We start from the raw sequence: 16,649 nt of genomic DNA on the forward strand, positions 1-16,649 counted from the left end.
CCTCAGACAGCGGCGTCGAGCTCGGCCAGCGCCGCCACCAGCCGCGCCTGCAGCGCCGCGCTGGCCGGCGTCATCGGCAGGCGCAGCGCACCATCGGCGATCAGCCCCTGATGGGCCAGCAGGGCCTTGACCGGCGCCGGGTTGGGCTCGGCGAACAGCAGGCGGATCAGCGGCAGCATCGCGTAGAACAGCGTATTCGCCGCCGCCTGCTCGCCGGCTTCGAGCAGCCGCCACAGCCGCACCCACAGCTCGGGGCGGATGTGCACCGCCGCGGCGATGGCACCGGCGCCGCCGAGCGCGTGGTTGACGCCGATGTGCGCATCCTCGCCGGCGAGGATCGCCAGCGGCGTGTGGGCGATCAGGTCCATCGTCAGCAGCAGGCTGCCGCCGCAGTCCTTCACCGCCTGGATGCGCGGGTGCTCGGCCAGCGCGCGGAAGGTATCGAACTCGATGGCCACGCCGGTGCGGTACGGAATGTTGTAAACCACGATCGGCACCGCCGCGGCCTCGGCCAGCGCCAGGAAGTGCTGGCGCAGCCCTTCCTGCGACGGACGCACGTAGTACGGCGCGGCGATCAGCAGCCCGGCGATGGCGCGCTGCTGCACGCTGTCGAGCCCGGCGCACATGCCGCGCGTGTCGTTGCCGCTGACGCCCATCACCACCGGGCAGCCGGCGGCGACTTCGAGCACGGCATCGAGCACGCCGAGACGCTCGGCCGGACTCAGCGTCGCCGGCTCGCCGGTGGTGCCGCAGACCACCAGGCCATCGACGCCGGCGTCGATGTAATGACGTGCCAGGCGCTGCACGCCGGCATAGTCGACGGCCTCGCCGGCAAACGGCGTGACCAGGGGCACCCAGATTCCATGAAACGGACTGGCGGTAGGGTTGGCAATCATCTCCTGCACCTCGAAATCGCATTCAGGCCGGCATGCGGCCGCTAGATCCGCCGGATTCGTCAGCAGGAGGGGCGCGAGGCGTGGGAGAGGGTTGACTGCGCTTCGTGTCCCGCCGGCTTCTCATCCGGACGGGACGACAGCCCGTTCAGATGAGCGGCTGCTTCTTCGCTTTTTTGCCGAACGCGCACGCGCGCGCCTGCGGTGCAGAGACCGCAATGGACGAGGCGCTGGAACGGGTACGGGTCGGATTCATGATCGGCGGGACAGCGAAGAAGGCGACCATTGTCGACAGTCATGCGGCAGCGCGTCAACTGGCCGGCGCATCGGCTTGCGCATAGTCGACACTCAACGGTGCATGGTCGGAAAAGCGCTGCTCCTTGTAGACACTGGCGGCGCGGATGCACTCGGCGATGCCCGGCGTGAGCACCTGATAATCCAGGCGCCAGCCGACGTTCTTCGCCCAGGCCTGGCCGCGGTTGGACCACCACGTGTAGCAGGCGTCGCCGTCGTCGGTGTACAGCCGCCGCCAGGCATCGACCCAGCCGGCCTCACCGAACAATTTATCCATCCAGGCGCGCTCCTCGGGCAGGAAGCCGGAGTTCTTCTGGTTGCCACGCCAGTTCTTCAGATCGGCGGCGGTGTGGGCGATGTTCCAGTCGCCGCAGACGACGTACTCGCGGCCGCTCGCCCGCCACTCGCCGAGCCGCTGCAGGAAGCGCTCCATGAACGAGAACTTCACCTGCTGGCGCTCCTCGCTGCTCGAACCCGACGGCAGATACAGCGACACCACCGACAGCGCGCCGAAGCGCGCCTCGATGTAACGGCCCTCGGCATCCATGTCGGCGAAGCCGTCGCCGAGCGCCGTCAGCACCTGCTCCGGCTCACGCTTCGACAGAATCGCCACGCCGCTGTAGCCGGGCTTGAGCGCATCGACGTAATGGCAGTGCCAGCCCGCGGGGCGGAACTCGGCCCCGCGCTGATGCTCCTGCGACTTGGTCTCCTGCAGACAGACGACATCGGCCTGCTGCGTAGCGAGCCATTCGAAAAAACCCTTGCGGGCGGCGGCGCGGATGCCGTTGCAGTTGAGCGAAATGATGCGCATGGCGAAAGCGCTCGGCGGCGGAATGGGGTCACGATTGTCCCCGCTGCCGCCACCGTGGCGAAAGCCCTGACTCAGGCGGCGCGGCGGCGGCCGACGTAGCCGGCCAGCAGGCCGAACGGCAGCAGCCACAGTGCCGACGGCGCCGGCACCGCCACCGCCAGGTCGACCAGCCGGCCCTCGCGGTCGTAAGGGTTGGCAACGCCGTAGCGGTCGGCACTGATGACGCCGCCGAGGCCGCCGTCGGCGGTCGCCGCGGTGATGTAGTTCAGCAGCGCCTCCTGATAGATGAGGGTGTCGACCAGCGCTTCGGGCTTGAGGCCGAGCAGCGCGAACGGGTAGCCGTCACCGCCGTTGGCGGTGAAGTCGATGGTGCCGAGCGAAACCCGGCGGGCGCTGGCGTTGACCACGCCGTTTTCGACCAGCCTGGTGCCGTCATCGAGCGTGATCGACAGAATGCGGCCACCGCTGACGGCGTTGCCGTCGGCATCGAGCACCAGCGCGTCACGGCGCGTGTCGTAGACGATGCTCATGCCGGAGACCTGCGCGAAGCGGCCGTTGGCGGCGCCGTCGGGCGAGGCGGTGGCCAGCGAATACTCCATCAGCTTCCACACCTGCTCGGCGCTGAGGTCCTTGAGCTGCACCACCAGATTGGTGAACGGCAGCACGTTGAAGGTATCGCCGACGGAAACGTCGCCGGCGTTGATCGAGGCGCGGATGCCGCCGCCGTTCTGGATGGCGATGTCAGTCTTGGCGGTAAAGCGCACGGCGTCGGCGACCAGATCGCCGAGGTTGGTCTCACTGTTGCGCACGCCGAACTGGATCGCCGCCGCTGCGGTCGGCGCCGAGCCGCGGGTACCGTCGAGCACCATGTCGCTGTGACCGATGATCTGCTGGTTGAGCGCGGCGATGTACTCGCGCACCGGCGTCACCACCTGCGCATCGATCACCGGATCGGGGGCGACGAAGTCGGGATCGGCCGGGTTGCCGCTGACGCGCAGCATGCCGCTGCCATCGCCGACCACCGGCACGCCGGCGGCATCGCGCACGACGCGGCCCTGATCGTCGAGCGACAAGTTGAGCTCGCCGAGGTAGCGATTGCCGAAGTTCGAGGTCACGCCGAGCACCTTGCTGCCGTCATCGAGCGTGACCACCTGCGGGTAGCCGTCGATCACCGGCAGCTCGCCGCGGATCGTCGGCTCACCGGGGTCGCTCATCAGCTCGTGGCCGCCGCCGGAGACGAAGACGTCGAGACCGCTCAGCTTCGGCACCAGCTTGAGTTCGTTCTGGTAGTTCTGCAGGTGGCTGACCAGCACCACCGCGGTGGCACCATCGGCGCGTGCCTGGTCGATCTGAGCCTGCAGCAGCGGCACCATCGCCAGCAGATTGCTGTCGGCATCGGCGGCCGGGTCGAGGTTCTTGACGCTGACGCCATCGGGCGAGGAGATCGTCGGCAGCAGCGGCGTGGTGGCTCCGACGATGGCGATCTTGTTGCCCTTGCTGGTCTCGACGATGAGGCTCGGCGCGATCTTCTGCTGGTCGACCAGCGCCTGCAGCGCGGCGTTGCCGGAAAAGTCGAGGTTGGCCGACAGATAAGGCGTGTTCGCGGCGGCGACGAACTGCGCGGTGACGCTGGAGCCGAGGTCGAATTCGTGGTTGCCGAAGGTCACGCTGTCGAAGCCGAGCTGGCGCAGCACGATGGCATCGTAGAAGTCCTGGCCGCCGCCCGGCGCGGCGTTGGCGAGATTGGCGAAACTCGCCGTCAACCGCGGCCCCGGCAGGAAGGCGTCGCCGGCGTTGACCGCCAGCACGCTGCGCCCGGCGGCCAGCGCTTCGCTGCGCTCGTTCTGCATCAGCGTCGCCAGCCGCGCGGCACCGCCGTAGTAGCTCAGCGCATCGCTCGGCGCGTCATACAGATTGCCCTGCGCGCTGATCAGCCAGGACTCCTGATCGCCGACGTGAAACAGCGTGATGTCCTCGGCGGTCGGCACCGCATACGCCGGCCAGGCCAGCGCCAGGGATACGGCGAGGGCGAGGCGGCATCGCCAGCGGTCAGTCGTCGGCAACAGCTTGAACGTCATGATTAGCCTCCAGAAAGTAAATATTTGTTAGGGTGTGGAGGCAGCATGTCGGCTGACGATGAAACCGCCGTTGCAATCCGGTGACAGGGCTTGCGGCATAATGCGCCGCCCGATTCCTCGCCCGTGCGGAGCATCCACATGCAGGCTTATCAACGCGAATTCCTCGACTTCGCCATTGCGCAGGGCGTGCTGCGCTTTGGCGAGTTCACCCTGAAATCCGGCCGCCAGAGCCCGTATTTCTTCAACGCCGGCCTGTTCAACGGCGGCGCCGCCCTCGCCCGCCTCGGGCGTGCCTACGCCCAGGCGATCCGTGAATCCGGCATCGGCTTCGAGCTGCTGTTCGGCCCGGCCTACAAGGGCATTCCGCTGGCCGCGGCCACTGCCGTGCAGCTGTTCGAACAGCATGGCCTCGATACGCCGTGGTGCTTCAACCGCAAAGAGGCCAAGGACCACGGCGAAGGCGGCAACACCGTCGGCGCACCGCTCGCCGGGCGCGTGCTGATCATCGACGACGTCATCACCGCCGGCACGGCGATCCGCGAGTCGATGCGGCTGATCGAGGCGCACGGCGCGCAGGCCGCCGGCGTGGTCATCGCGCTCAATCGTCAGGAGCGCGGCCAGGGTGCGCTGTCGGCGATCCAGGAAGTCGAGCGCGACTACGGCATCCCGGTGGTCAGCATCATCCGTCTCGCCGAGCTGATCGAGTACGTCGGCGAGCACGCCGAGTTCGCCCGCCACGCCGGGGCGATCGCCGCCTACCGCGCGCAGTACGGTATCTGAGTCACCGGAACGCCATCGTGCCGACATGCGCGCGCAGTGCGCGCGTCATGCCGGTTTCATCCACGCCCCGGAAACTCGCGCCGACCTTTCAAGACCCTGTTTGAGGCGGCGCGATGCGCGAGCGCACTTTTCGGAGCATCTGGATCTCCGACATCCATCTCGGTTTCAAGGACTGCCAGGCCGGCTTCCTGCTCGACTTTCTGCAGCACTGCCAGTGCGAGCAGCTGTACCTGGTCGGCGACGTCATCGATTTCTGGGACCTCGGCAAGCGCCAGCGCTGGCCGGCGGCGCACAGTGGTGTGCTGCAGCGGCTGATCGGCCTCGCCGCCGAGGGCACCCGCGTGGTCTACGTGCCGGGCAATCACGACGAGCTGGTGCGCGCCTACGCCGGGCAGTTCTTCGGCGGCATCGAGGTGTGCAACGAGACCGTCCACACCACCGCCGACGGCCGCCGCCTGCTGGTGATGCACGGTGACGGCTTCGATACGCAGGTGCGCGGCGGGCGCTGGCTGGAGCTGATCGGCGATGGCGCCTACGACCTGCTGCTGTTCCTCAACCGCTGGTTCAACCGCGCCCGCCGGCTGGCCGGCCTGCCGTACTGGTCGCTGGCGACCCGGCTGAAGACCGGCATCGAGCTGGCGGCGCGCGCCATCGACCGCTTCGAGCAGGCCGCCGCGCAGGAAGCCCGCCACCGCGAGCTCGACGGCATCATCTGCGGCCACATCCACAAGGCCGAGATGCGCGAGATCGACGGCACGCTCTACTGCAACGACGGCGACTGGGTCGAAAGCTGCACGGCGCTGGTCGAGCACCTCGACGGCCGTCTGGAAATCCTGCACTGGGCCGATGCCCGCCAGGTCACCCACCGTGAGCCCGGCGTGGTCCCCGAGCCACTGCCGCTGCCGGCGGCGGCCTGCGAGGCGGTCGAGCCGGTCGCCGGCGTGCCGGCCTGGGCCATGCACACTGCCAGCGCCCGCCTCGGCGCCTTCGCGCCCTCGCGCAGCTGACGCCGCCCGCGCGGCACCGCTTTCCTGCTCCCCGCTGCGGCGGGGTTCTTTTTGCGCCTCACTTGACGCGCAGCCCCTGCGCCCGCAGCGCCGCGACGATTTCCTCGACGTGATCGCGGCCGCGCGTTTCCAGCGCGAGTTCGAGCTCCGCCTCGCGCAGGCCGACTTCGGCCGCGTCGCGGCGCTGGCTGATCTGCAGGATGTTGGCGCGGGCGCGGGCAACGATCGCGGCCACCTCGGCCACCGCGCCGGGGCGGTCGCCGACCAGCACCCGCAGATGCGCGAGGCGGCCGTCCTGCTCCAGGCCGCGGCCGATCAGCTTGGCCAGCTCGATCGGGTCGATGTTGCCACCGCTGAGCACGGCGACCACGCGCTTGCCGGCCAGGTCTTCGACGGCGCCTTCGAGCAGAGCAGCGACGCCGACGGCCCCGGCGCCTTCGGCGAGCAGTTTTTCCTGCTCCAGCAGCGCCAGGATGGCGCGGGCGATGGCCTCTTCATCGACGCTGACGACCTCGTCGAGGAAGGCTTCGGCCTGGGCGAAGGTGTACTGGCCGACGCGCGCCACGGCGATGCCGTCGGCCAGCGTCGCCGCCGGCTCGATCGCCGTCAGCGCCCCGGCGCGCAGGCTGGCGAGCATGCCGGGCACGCGCGCGGTCTGCACGCCGATGACGCGCACGCCCGGACGCACCTGCTTGATCACCGTCGCGATGCCGCCGACCAGTCCGCCGCCGCCGACCGGCACCAGCACCGCGTCGAAATCGGCGAGCTGTTCGAGCAGCTCCAGCGCCACCGAGCCCTGCCCGGCCATCACGCCGGGATCGTCGAAGGCATGGATGAAGGTCGCCCCGCTCTCGCGCTGCAACTCGACGGCACGGGCGTAGGCGGCATCGTAGTTGTTGCCGACCAGCACGATGCGCGCACCGAACGCCGCGGTGCCGCGCACCTTGGCGAGCGGTGCGGTTTCCGGCATGACGATGGTCGCCGGGATGCCGAGCCGCTGCGCGGCGTAGGCCACGCCCTGCGCATGATTGCCGGCCGAGGCGGCGATGACGCCGGCGGCCTGTTCAGCGGCGGTCAGCTGCAGCATGCGCGCCAGTGCGCCGCGCACTTTGAACGAGCCGGTCATCTGCAGATTTTCGCATTTGAGGAACAGCTCGCAGCCGCTGCGCGCCGACAACTGCACGGCGCGGGCACAGGGCGTGACCGGCAAAGTGTCGCGGATGCGACGCTGGGCACGGACGATGTCATCGAGCGTCACCGGCACGTTTTCAATAGGTGAACGGCGTACCGAATCGCGCAAAAATACCTTTTCTATCATTTGCTTGAAAAAAAAGTAACGTTCTCGAAACAATTTGCGCGGTGTGCCGTGGCAGCCGGCGACAGGGGCGACCATACTAGCTCGGTCGCCATGATCGGGGAGGCGGTGCCGTTCTCTACGGCGTAATAGTGGGTATGTCCTATCGCTTCAGCAGCGCCGGGCCACCGGCCGTTCGCCTCCCCGTGCGACTTCAGTCTAAACACAACGTGCCACCGCCGTGGACGGCCTCGCAGGCGTCCGCCGGACAAGACCGCCACAGGCGGCAGGCGCGACATCCCTGAATCGAGCTTAAGTGAGGAGCAGACAATGGCACGATTGGCAGTAGTGACCGGCGGCATGGGCGGCCTTGGGGAGGCGATCTGCCTCAAGCTGGCGGCGCTGGGCGACACGGTTGTCGCGACCTACTCGCCTGGCAACAACAAGGCTGCCGACTGGCTGGAGAAGATGAAGGCTCAGGGCTACAACTTCTACGCCTATCCGGTCGATGTCACCGACTTCGACTCCTGCGTCAGCTGCGTCAAGCAGATCACCGAAGAAGTCGGTCCGATCGATGTCCTGGTCAACAACGCGGGCATCACCCGTGACATGACCTTCAAGAAGATGACGAAGGCAGACTGGGACGCCGTCATCCACACCAACCTCGACTCCGTGTTCAACATGACCAAGCAGGTCATGGACGACATGATGGCGCGCGGCTGGGGACGGATCGTCAATATCTCCTCGGTCAACGGCAGCAAGGGTGCCTTCGGCCAGACCAACTACGCGGCCGCCAAGGCCGGCATGCACGGCTTCACCAAGTCGCTGGCGCTGGAGGTCTGCAAGAAGGGCGTGACCGTCAACACCATCTCGCCGGGCTACATCGGCACCAAGATGGTCCGCGCGATCCCGCAGGAAGTGCTCGACTCGAAGATCCTGCCGCAGATCCCGATGGGCCGCCTCGGCGAGCCGAACGAAGTCGCCGGCCTGGTCGCCTACCTGTGCTCCGAGGAAGCTGCCTTCCTGACCGGCGCCAACATCGCGATCAACGGCGGTCAGCACATGTTCTGAGGCTGGCGATCGCCGCTGAAAACGGCCGGCGCGGGTGGCTGCGCCGGCTTTTTTGCGCCTGTGGAATCAGGCGAACAGGCGATCGTGCAGCGTCGACAGCGCCAGCGCCGCGCCGCTGCGGATGCGGATGTCGACGATGCCGGAGACGCGCGTATCACCGGGATTGATCTCGATGGTCGGCACGCCGGACTGCGCGGCGATCAGCACCGGCCCGGCGATATACGGGAACACGCTGGTGGTGCCGATGCTGAACACGGCATCGAAGCCGTCGTCGAGCTCGCGGTAGTAATGGGCGATGGCGTGATCCGGCAGGTTCTCGCCGAACAGCACCACGCGCGGGCGCACCAGTGCCGCACAGCGCGGACAGCTCGGCGGAATCCCCGGCAGCTCACTGAAGTCGCGGATGGTGGCGTTCCACTCGCACTCGGTGCAGTAGACGTCGTGGATGTCGCCGTGGATCTCGATCAGGTTGCGACTGCCGGCGGCGCGGTGGAAACCGTCGATGTTCTGCGTCAGCACGCACACATGCGCGAAATGCCGCTCGAAGGCCGCGATCGCCGCGTGCGCGGCATTGAACTTCGCGCCACGGCAGGCACCCTCGATCTCGGCGAGGTACTTCCAGGTGATCTCCGGCCGGCGATACAGCATCGGCCCCGACAGGGCCCGCTCGATCGGGATGTCGTCGTCGGTGTGGCGATCGTCGTAGAGCCCGCCGATGCCGCGGTAGGTCGGCAGCCCGGAGTCGGCGGAAATGCCGGCACCGGTGATGAACAGCAGGCGCCGCGCGCCCGACAGCACCTCGATGGTCGCCGCGATCGCCGCCTCGAAGGCGTCATTCGCTGCATTGTCCTGTTGATCGTCGGCCACGCTCCCTCCCCCGTCGTCGCCGCTTCGCGAAACGGCAACCTTGCGGTCATACGCTGGACGCGCATCCACACTCTGCGAGCACGCGCCTTACCCATGAAGATCCTGATGCTTTCGGACGTGTACTTTCCGCGCGTCAACGGCGTATCGACGTCGATCCGCACCTTTCGCCGCGCACTGATCGCCCAGGGGCATGAAGTCTGCCTGATCGCACCGCGCTACAGCGAGGATGATACGGTCGAAGACGACCTGCTGCGCATCCCCGCGCGCCGCGTCATCGTCGACCCCGAAGACCGCATGATGCGCGTCGGCGCCGTGCTGGCGCTGACCGAAACCCTGCGCGCGCGCCGCTTCGACCTGATCCACGTGCAGACGCCCTTCGTCGCCCACTGGCTCGGCGTGCGCCTCGGCCGCCGCCTCGGCCTGCCGGTGGTCGAGAGCTACCACACCTTCTTCGAGGAATACCTGTTCCACTACCTGCCGTGGCTGCCGCGCGAGTGGTCACGGGCCGCCGCCCGGCGTTTTTCGCGCACGCAGTGCAATGAACTCGACGCGCTGGTGGTGCCCTCGCAGGCAATGCTCGACGTGCTGCGCGGCTACGGCGTCGCCGCCGCCGCGCAGGTGATCCCGACCGGACTCGAACCCGGCGCACTGCGCCCCGGCGACGGCGCCGCCTTCCGCCGCCGCCACGGCATCGCCACCGAACGCCCGCTGCTGGTACACATCGGCCGCGTCGCCCATGAAAAGAACATCGACTTCCTGCTGCACATGCTCGCCGTGCTGCGTCGCCAGCTCAGCGAGGTGCTGCTGGTGATCGCCGGCGAGGGGCCGGCACGCGAGCACCTGCGCCGGCTGAGCAACCGCCTCGGGCTGGAACAGCACGTGCTGTTCGTCGGCTACCTCGATCGCGGCCATGACCTGCCGGACTGCTACTGCGCCGGCGACGCCTTCGTCTTCGCCTCGCGCACCGAAACCCAGGGCCTGGTGCTGCTGGAGGCGATGAGCCTCGGCGTGCCGGTGGTATCGACGGCGGTCATGGGCACGCGCGACATCGTCGGCCAGGCACGCGGAGCGCTGGTCGCCGAGGAGGACGTCGAACACTTTGCCGGGCAATGCGCACGCCTGCTCGGCGACGCCTCGCTGCGCCGGCGCCTGGCCGATGAGGCCGTCGACTTCGCCGGCGAGTGGTCGGCGGCGGCGATGGCGACGGCGCTGGCCGAGTTCTACGCCACGCGGCTGCCGGTGTCCGCGCGGGTGGCGCTGGCCGAGGGTTAAGCGCGGCGGCAGGCGTATGCTGCGCCTTCGCCTCGCCCCCCGGAGCCCGCCGATGCCACCCTTTCATTACGCCTTCCTGGTCACCGACCTCGACACCACGCGCGCCTTTTACTGTGAGCTGCTCGGCTGCCGTGAAGGCCGCAGCACGGCGAGCTGGGTCGACTTCGAGTTTTTCGGCCACCAGCTCTCGGCGCATCTCGGCCGCCCGGCAGCCACCGACGCCTACGGCGAAGTCGACGGCAAGGCGGTGCCGATGCCGCACTTCGGCGCGATCCTCGACTGGGATGCGTTTCAGGCGCTGGCTGCGCGGCTGCGTGCGCGGGCCGTGCATTTCGTGCTCGAACCGCAGGTGCGCTTCGTCGGCCAGCCCGGCGAGCAGGCGACGATGTTCCTGCTCGACCCGAGCGGCAACGCGCTGGAGTTCAAGGCCTTTCGCCGCGAGCAGGAAATCTTCGCGCACTGAGCGGCAGATCCCGCACCGCCGAGCCTGAACGGCAGGCGCCGGTGCCCGACAGGACTGTCGTCATGCGCGGTGCGCCGCCTGACATTCACGAACATCCGGGCGCTGCCGCCAGTGGCGGTCGGCTCACGGTCAACCGAGTACTTCGTCGACCGAGGCCAGCGTCACCCGCCGCGCCAGCGCCCCCAGGGCGATCCGCTGCAGAATCTCGCTGACCGTGGCCGTGGCGTCACTCAGCACCGTGACCCGCGCGTAGTCATCGGCGCAGCGGGACAGGGCGGTATGGGTGACGCAGTTATGCGTCATCATCCCGCACAGGATCAGCTCGTCGACGCCGAGCGCCTGCAGCGTTTCCTGCAGCACGGTGCCATCGAAGCTGTCGGCGTAGCGCTTGACGACGACGGGCGCCTGCGCGGCGGCGGCGAGGATACGCGGGTGGATCTTCACGCCCTGCGTATCGGCGTTGAAGAACGGGGCCTTGCCTGCCACCGGATCGACGACGTGCTGGATGAGGACCACCGGCAAGGCTCGCGCCTGCGCCTTGCGGATCGCCCGTTCGACGGCCTCCAGGGTCGGCTCGGCATTGCACAGCGGGAAGGCGCCGTCGGCGAAGTAGTCGTTCTGCAGATCGATGATGATCAACGCGGGCTGGCTCATGGCAGTGCTCTGTTGCGACTTCGGAGAGCGCATTGTTCGCCGCGCAGGACAGGCACACCATTGGCCCGATCGCCCGCCATCGGCAAGAATGGGCCATTCTCGTCACGGAGCCCGCCAATGCCTGCCGCTGTCGCCGACACCGCCCGCGCGCTGCGTATCGCGGTCGTCGCCTTCGATGGCATCAGCCCCTTCCACCTCGCGGTGCCCTGCGTCGTCTTCGGTGACGAGCGTCCCGGCAGCCAGACCTTCGAGCTCAAAGTCTGCGCGGCCGAGACGAAGCCACTGCAGACCACGGCCGGCTTCGCCATCGCCGTCGAGCATGGACTCTCGGTACTGGAGCAGGCCGATCTGGTGATCGTGCCAAGCTGGCGCGAACCCGGCGAACGACCCGCTGCAGACCTGCTGCAGGCCTTGAACGCAGCCCATCGGCGCGGCGCGACCCTGGTCGGCCTGTGCCTGGGCGCTTACGTGCTCGCCGAGGCCGGCCTGCTCGACGGGCGCGCCGCCACCACACACTGGGCCTACGCGCAGGACTTTGCCGCGCGTTATCCGGCGGTCCGCCTCGATGCCGACGTCCTCTACGTCGAGGCGGATGGAGTCGTCACCTCCGCCGGCACCGCTGCGGGTATCGATTGCTGCCTGTACCTGCTGCGCCAGCGCTGCGGGGCGGAAGTGGCCAACAGCGCGGCCCGGCGACTGGTGGTGCCGCCGCACCGTCAGGGTGGTCAGGCGCAGTTCATCGAACAGCCGATCCCCGAGAGTCGCGCGAATTCGCGGCTCTCGGAGCTGTTCGACTGGGTGCGGGCCAACCTCGGCTCGACGCACAGCGTCGACAGCATGGCCGCGCGGGCGCAGATGAGCCGCCGCAGCTTCACGCGGCAGTTCAAGCAGCTCACCGGCACGAGCTTCCTGCCCTGGCTGCTCGCCGCCCGCCTCGCCTATGTGCAGCGCCTGCTGGAGGCGACGGACGCCAGCATCGAGCGTGTCGCCGAGAAAGCCGGATTCGGCTCGCCGGAAGCGCTGCGATGGCACTTCCGCCGTCAGTTCGGCGTCTCGCCGACGCAATGGCGAAAACTCTTCCGCGAGTAATGGCCACGCCGCGAACCGCGCACGCCGCACCGCCCCCCTCCCGACCCGCAGACACTCCCGCAAACGAAAAACGGGCGACCGTTCGACGGCCGCCCGCAGATCACCACCGCGCCCCGCAGCGCGCGTCGAGCAGGCGCTTAGAGCAGCACTTTTTCGATACCGCCCTGGTTGGCGCGCTCGATGAAGCGCTGCTGCCAGCCCTCCCCCAGCTGGCGGTTGGCCAGCTCGACGACGATGTAGTCGGTGTCGAGGCCGGTGTCGTCGGCGTAGCGGCTCAGGCCCTGCTGGCAGGCCGGGCAGGAGGTCAGCAGCTTGACGTTGCCGTCGATGACACGCTCGGCGCCGCTGAGCGCCGCGATGCCCTGCTTGAGCTCGGCCTCCTTGCGGAAGCGCACCTGCGTGGCGATATCCGGGCGTGAGACGGCGAGCGTGCCGGCCTCGCCGCAGCAACGCTCCGACAGGCGCACCTCGGCGCCGCCGAGCAGCCTGGAGGCCACCTGCACCGGGTTGTGGACCTTCATCGGGGTGTGGCAGGGATCGTGGTAGAGGTATTTGACGCCGGGCACGCCGGCGAGCGACACGCCCTTCTCCATCAGGTACTCGTGGATGTCGAGCAAGCGGCAGCCGGGGAAGATGCGCTCGAACTCGTACTTCAGCAGCTGATCCATGCAGGTGCCGCAGGAGACGATCACGGTCTTGATGTCGAGATAGTTCAGCGTGTTGGCGACGCGGTGGAACAGCACCCGGTTTTCGGTGGTGATCACCTCACCCTTGGCCTGCTGGCCGCCGGCGGTCTGCGGATAACCGCAGCACAGGTAGCCCGGCGGCAGCACCGTCTGCGTACCGACCTCGTAGAGCATCGCCAGCGTCGCCAGACCGACCTGGCTGAACAGGCGCTCCGAACCGCAGCCGGGGAAATAGAACACCGCGTCGGCGTCGTCGGCGGTCTTCACCGGATCGCGGATGATCGGCACGATCTTCGGATCTTCCAGACCGAGCAGCTGGCGCGTGGTGCGGCTGGGCAGGCCGCGCGGCATCGGCTTTTTGACGAAGTGCACCACCTGCGCCTTGATCGACATGCCGCCGGTGGTGGAATGCGGCTGCTCCGGCTTGCCGGAGAGGCCGAACTTCTTCGCCAGCTCGTAGCCGAGCACCTGTGCCTTGGCGCCCCACTCGACCACACCCTTGTGCAGCCAGTGCACGCTGCGCGGGTCTTTGGCATTGAGGAAGGCCATCGCCGCCTGGGTCGCCAGACGGCTGTGCTTCTGCCCGCGCTCGGTAAGGATCTTGCGCATGCGGATCGACACGTCGCCGAAGTCGATGTCGACCGGGCACGGGTTCTCGCACTTGTGGCAGACCGTGCAGTGGTCGGCGACGTCGTTCATCTCGTCGAAGTGACGCACCGAAATACCGCGCCGTGTCTGCTCCTCGTAGAGGAAGGCTTCGATGATCAGGCCGGTGGCGAGGATCTTGTTGCGCGGTGAATAGAGCAGGTTGGCGCGCGGGATGTGCGTGTTGCACACCGACTTGCACTTGCCGCAGCGCAGGCAGTTCTTGATGTCTTCGTTGAGGGCGCCGAGTTCGCTCTGTTCGAGGATCAGCGCTTCCTGCTCGACCAGGCGCAGGGACGGTGTGTAGGCATTGCCCAGCCCCGAGCCCGGCATCAGCTTGCCGCGGTTGAAATGCCCCGCGGGGTCGATCCTGGCCTTGTAGCTGGCAAAGGCGTCGACCGCCGCCGGATCGAGATACTGGATCTTGGTCAGGCCGATGCCGTGCTCACCGGAGATCACGCCATCGAGCGAACGCGCCAGCGCCATGATGCGCGCCACGACGCGCTCGGCCTCGTGCATCATCTCGTAGTCGTTGGAATGCACCGGGATGTTGGTGTGCACGTTGCCGTCGCCGGCATGCATGTGCAGCGCGACGAACAGGCGGCTGGTGCGGTGCTCGGCATGGATCGCGTCGAGACGCTTGCGCACGGCGTCGAGATCCTGACCACCGAAGATCTCCTTCAGCGCCCGCTCGACCTCGCGGCGGTAGGACACGCGCAGGTCGCGGCGCAGCAGCAGATCGAGCACGCGGTCCTGCGGCCGCAGCCTGGCCTGCACCTCCGCCCCCAGCACGTCGGCATGCGCCGCAGCGGGCGCGTCCATCTGTTCGAGCAGCACCGTCCAGCGCGCACGCACCGATTCCAGCCGTGCCCGCGCTGCCGCGCGCTTGGCGTCGAGGATCGCGTCGCCTTCGGCGCTGGCCTCGAAATCCGCACTGCGTCGCGCCTCGGGCAGCTCGCCGGCGAGGTAACCGAGCACGGCATCGATGGTCTGCAGCTTGTTGCGGATCGACTGCTCGATGTTGATGCGCTCGATGCCCTGGTTGTACTCGTTGAGCCGGTCGAGCGGGATGACGACGTCTTCGTTGATCTTGAAGGCGTTGGTGTGGCGCGAGATCGCGGCGGTGCGCGAACGGTCGAGCCAGAAGCGCTTGCGCGCCTCCGGGCTGACGGCGATGAAGCCTTCACCGTCGCGGGCGTTGACCAAGCGCACGACCTGCGAGGCGGCCTCGCCGACCAGGGTTTCGTCGTCCGAGGCGATGTCGGCGATCAGCACCATCTTCGGACGCTCGTGCCGCGCGGCCTTGGTCATGTACTTGACCGCCTTGACGTAGCGCTCGTCGAGGTGTTCGAGGCCGGACATCACCACGCCTTCCTTGCGATCGAGGTAGTCTTTGATCTCGACGATGGCCGGCACGGCCTGCGCCAGATCGGTGCCGAAGAACTCCAGGCAGACCGTGCGCAGGTACTTGGGCATGCGGTGCAGCACGAACACGCCGGAGGTAATCAGGCCGTCGCAGCCTTCCTTCTGCACACCCGGCAGACCGCCGAGGAATTTGTCGGTGACGTCCTTGCCCAGCCCCGCCTTGCGCAGACTGGCACCCGGCATGCTCAGCAGCTCGGGCTCGCCGAGCACGGTGACGCCATCGGGTGCATAGCGGCTCAGGCGGAAACTCACGGTTTCCTGATCGTGGATGCGACCGAGGTTGTGATTGAGGCGCTCGACTTCGAGCCAGTTGCCGTCCGGCGTCACCATGCGCCAGGACACCAGATTGTCCAGCGTCGTGCCCCACAGCACCGCCTTCTTGCCACCGGCGTTCATCGCGATGTTGCCGCCGATGGTGCTGGCGTCCTGCGAGGTCGGGTCGACCGCGAACACCAGCCCCTGCGTCGCCGCCAGGTCGGATACGCGACGCGTCACCACGCCGGCCTCGGCGCGCACGGTGGCCACGCGGGCATCGACGCCCGGCAGCTCGCCATAGGCCACGGCCGACAGCGCTTCGAGTTTTTCGGTATTGATGACGGCCGACTTCGCATCCAGCGGGATCGCGCCGCCGGTGTAGCCGGTGCCACCGCCCCGCGGCACGATGGTCAGGCCAAGCTCGATGCAGGCGGCAACGATCGGCGCGACCTCGGCTTCGGTGTCCGGGCAGAGCACGACGAACGGGTACTCGACGCGCCAGTCAGTGGCATCGGTCACGTGGGAAACCCGCGCCAGGCCGTCGAACTGAATGTTGTCCTTGCGCGTGACGCCGCTCAGGCGCTTCATCACGGCATGGCGCAGAGCCTCCTGCTCCGGGAACCAGCGCTCGAAGCGCGCCACCGCACGCTCGGTCTCGCTGATCAGCTCCAGCGCCAGCGCGTTGCCATCGGCACGCCCGCGCATCTGCGCCAGACGATGATGCAACGCACCGATCAGCGCGTCCCGACGCTTCGGATTCTCCAGCAGATCGTCCTGCAGGTACGGATTGCGGTCGACGACCCACATGTCACCCAGGATTTCGAACAGCATCCGTGCCGAGCGTCCAGTGCGCCGGGTCTCGCGCAGGGCCTCGATCGTCCGCCAAGTGGACTCACCGAGATAACGGATGGCGATCTCACGGTCGGAGAACGAGGTGTAGTTGTACGGAATCTCGCGAATGCGGGCCGGCTGACTGCTCATGACGCCACTCTGCTTGCGCGCAGTGCGCAGGTGAATTCGAGGGAACCGCCGATTATCGACAGGCTCACCGGCTGACACAACAAC

Annotated in this window: 14 protein-coding genes; 6 read left to right on the forward strand and 8 right to left on the reverse strand. The window is 68.0% G+C overall.

The window, feature by feature from the left end; all coding sequences use genetic code 11:
* Positions 1-2: 2 nt before the first annotated feature.
* The 4 genes from dapA to C7443_RS03335 all read right to left on the reverse strand — a co-directional run bounded on the left by dapA (position 3) and on the right by C7443_RS03335 (position 4,076).
* Positions 3-896 (reverse strand): 4-hydroxy-tetrahydrodipicolinate synthase, encoded by an 894-nt coding sequence (gene dapA / locus C7443_RS03325; RefSeq protein WP_110017158.1) that lies wholly within the window; start codon positions 894-896, stop codon positions 3-5.
* A gap of 145 nt (positions 897-1,041) precedes the next feature.
* Positions 1,042-1,179, reverse strand: coding sequence for a hypothetical protein (locus C7443_RS20055; RefSeq protein WP_170123471.1), 138 nt, complete (start codon positions 1,177-1,179; stop codon positions 1,042-1,044).
* A 24-nt stretch (positions 1,180-1,203) separates the two neighbouring features.
* On the reverse strand, positions 1,204-1,998 hold the full coding sequence (locus tag C7443_RS03330) for an exodeoxyribonuclease III (protein ID WP_110017159.1): 795 nt from the start codon (positions 1,996-1,998) through the stop codon (positions 1,204-1,206).
* A 71-nt stretch (positions 1,999-2,069) separates the two neighbouring features.
* Positions 2,070-4,076 carry a bifunctional metallophosphatase/5'-nucleotidase gene (locus C7443_RS03335; protein ID WP_110017160.1) on the reverse strand — a complete coding sequence of 669 codons (2,007 nt, stop codon included), beginning with the start codon at positions 4,074-4,076 and terminating at the stop codon, positions 2,070-2,072.
* A 138-nt stretch (positions 4,077-4,214) separates the two neighbouring features.
* Between C7443_RS03335 and pyrE the strand changes: the two genes are divergently transcribed.
* Complete coding sequence (pyrE, locus tag C7443_RS03340; RefSeq protein WP_110017161.1) at positions 4,215-4,856, forward strand: orotate phosphoribosyltransferase; 642 nt, start codon at positions 4,215-4,217, stop codon at positions 4,854-4,856.
* Positions 4,857-4,969: 113 nt separating this feature from the next.
* Complete coding sequence (locus C7443_RS03345) at positions 4,970-5,863, forward strand: UDP-2,3-diacylglucosamine diphosphatase (RefSeq protein WP_110017162.1); 894 nt, start codon at positions 4,970-4,972, stop codon at positions 5,861-5,863.
* Positions 5,864-5,921: 58 nt separating this feature from the next.
* Here C7443_RS03345 and ilvA read toward each other — a convergent pair whose 3' ends face one another.
* Positions 5,922-7,163 carry a threonine ammonia-lyase gene (ilvA, locus tag C7443_RS03350; protein ID WP_246004527.1) on the reverse strand — a complete coding sequence of 414 codons (1,242 nt, stop codon included), beginning with the start codon at positions 7,161-7,163 and terminating at the stop codon, positions 5,922-5,924.
* Between the two features lie 324 nt (positions 7,164-7,487).
* On the opposite strand from ilvA, the gene phbB reads away from it, so the two are divergent.
* Positions 7,488-8,228 carry an acetoacetyl-CoA reductase gene (gene phbB / locus C7443_RS03355; protein ID WP_110017163.1) on the forward strand — a complete coding sequence of 247 codons (741 nt, stop codon included), beginning with the start codon at positions 7,488-7,490 and terminating at the stop codon, positions 8,226-8,228.
* A 66-nt stretch (positions 8,229-8,294) separates the two neighbouring features.
* Here phbB and C7443_RS03360 read toward each other — a convergent pair whose 3' ends face one another.
* Positions 8,295-9,095 (reverse strand): NAD-dependent protein deacylase, encoded by an 801-nt coding sequence (locus tag C7443_RS03360; RefSeq protein WP_425467065.1) that lies wholly within the window; start codon positions 9,093-9,095, stop codon positions 8,295-8,297.
* A 93-nt stretch (positions 9,096-9,188) separates the two neighbouring features.
* On the opposite strand from C7443_RS03360, the gene C7443_RS03365 reads away from it, so the two are divergent.
* Entirely contained in the window at positions 9,189-10,367 is a 1,179-nt protein-coding gene (locus C7443_RS03365; protein ID WP_110017164.1) for a glycosyltransferase, read from the forward strand.
* A 52-nt stretch (positions 10,368-10,419) separates the two neighbouring features.
* Positions 10,420-10,830 carry a VOC family protein gene (locus C7443_RS03370; RefSeq protein WP_110017165.1) on the forward strand — a complete coding sequence of 137 codons (411 nt, stop codon included), beginning with the start codon at positions 10,420-10,422 and terminating at the stop codon, positions 10,828-10,830.
* Between the two features lie 129 nt (positions 10,831-10,959).
* Here the strand turns inward: C7443_RS03370 and C7443_RS03375 are convergent, their stop codons facing one another.
* Positions 10,960-11,484: a cysteine hydrolase family protein gene (locus tag C7443_RS03375; RefSeq protein ID WP_110017166.1), complete on the reverse strand. Its 525-nt coding sequence runs from the start codon at positions 11,482-11,484 to the stop codon at positions 10,960-10,962.
* Between the two features lie 117 nt (positions 11,485-11,601).
* On the opposite strand from C7443_RS03375, the gene C7443_RS03380 reads away from it, so the two are divergent.
* On the forward strand, positions 11,602-12,573 hold the full coding sequence (locus C7443_RS03380; protein ID WP_110017167.1) for a helix-turn-helix domain-containing protein: 972 nt from the start codon (positions 11,602-11,604) through the stop codon (positions 12,571-12,573).
* A gap of 137 nt (positions 12,574-12,710) precedes the next feature.
* Here the strand turns inward: C7443_RS03380 and C7443_RS03385 are convergent, their stop codons facing one another.
* Positions 12,711-16,565, reverse strand: coding sequence for a DUF3683 domain-containing protein (locus C7443_RS03385; protein WP_110017168.1), 3,855 nt, complete (start codon positions 16,563-16,565; stop codon positions 12,711-12,713).
* Positions 16,566-16,649: the final 84 nt, after the last annotated feature.

The sequence above is a fragment of the Plasticicumulans acidivorans genome (genome assembly GCF_003182095.1).
GTDB classification, from domain to species: domain Bacteria; phylum Pseudomonadota; class Gammaproteobacteria; order Competibacterales; family Competibacteraceae; genus Plasticicumulans; species Plasticicumulans acidivorans.

Bases quoted from the DNA above. Each gene is read 5' to 3' on its own strand.
- dapA (WP_110017158.1), bottom strand. From the start codon at position 896: ATGATTGCCAACCCTACCGCCAGTCCGTTTCATGGAATCTGGGTGCCC.
- C7443_RS20055 (WP_170123471.1), bottom strand. From the start codon at position 1,179: ATGGTCGCCTTCTTCGCTGTCCCGCCGATCATGAATCCGACCCGTACC.
- C7443_RS03330 (WP_110017159.1), bottom strand. From the start codon at position 1,998: ATGCGCATCATTTCGCTCAACTGCAACGGCATCCGCGCCGCCGCCCGC.
- C7443_RS03335 (WP_110017160.1), bottom strand. From the start codon at position 4,076: ATGACGTTCAAGCTGTTGCCGACGACTGACCGCTGGCGATGCCGCCTC.
- pyrE (WP_110017161.1), top strand. From the start codon at position 4,215: ATGCAGGCTTATCAACGCGAATTCCTCGACTTCGCCATTGCGCAGGGC.
- C7443_RS03345 (WP_110017162.1), top strand. From the start codon at position 4,970: ATGCGCGAGCGCACTTTTCGGAGCATCTGGATCTCCGACATCCATCTC.
- phbB (WP_110017163.1), top strand. From the start codon at position 7,488: ATGGCACGATTGGCAGTAGTGACCGGCGGCATGGGCGGCCTTGGGGAG.
- C7443_RS03365 (WP_110017164.1), top strand. From the start codon at position 9,189: ATGAAGATCCTGATGCTTTCGGACGTGTACTTTCCGCGCGTCAACGGC.
- C7443_RS03370 (WP_110017165.1), top strand. From the start codon at position 10,420: ATGCCACCCTTTCATTACGCCTTCCTGGTCACCGACCTCGACACCACG.
- C7443_RS03375 (WP_110017166.1), bottom strand. From the start codon at position 11,484: ATGAGCCAGCCCGCGTTGATCATCATCGATCTGCAGAACGACTACTTC.
- C7443_RS03380 (WP_110017167.1), top strand. From the start codon at position 11,602: ATGCCTGCCGCTGTCGCCGACACCGCCCGCGCGCTGCGTATCGCGGTC.
- C7443_RS03385 (WP_110017168.1), bottom strand. From the start codon at position 16,565: ATGAGCAGTCAGCCGGCCCGCATTCGCGAGATTCCGTACAACTACACC.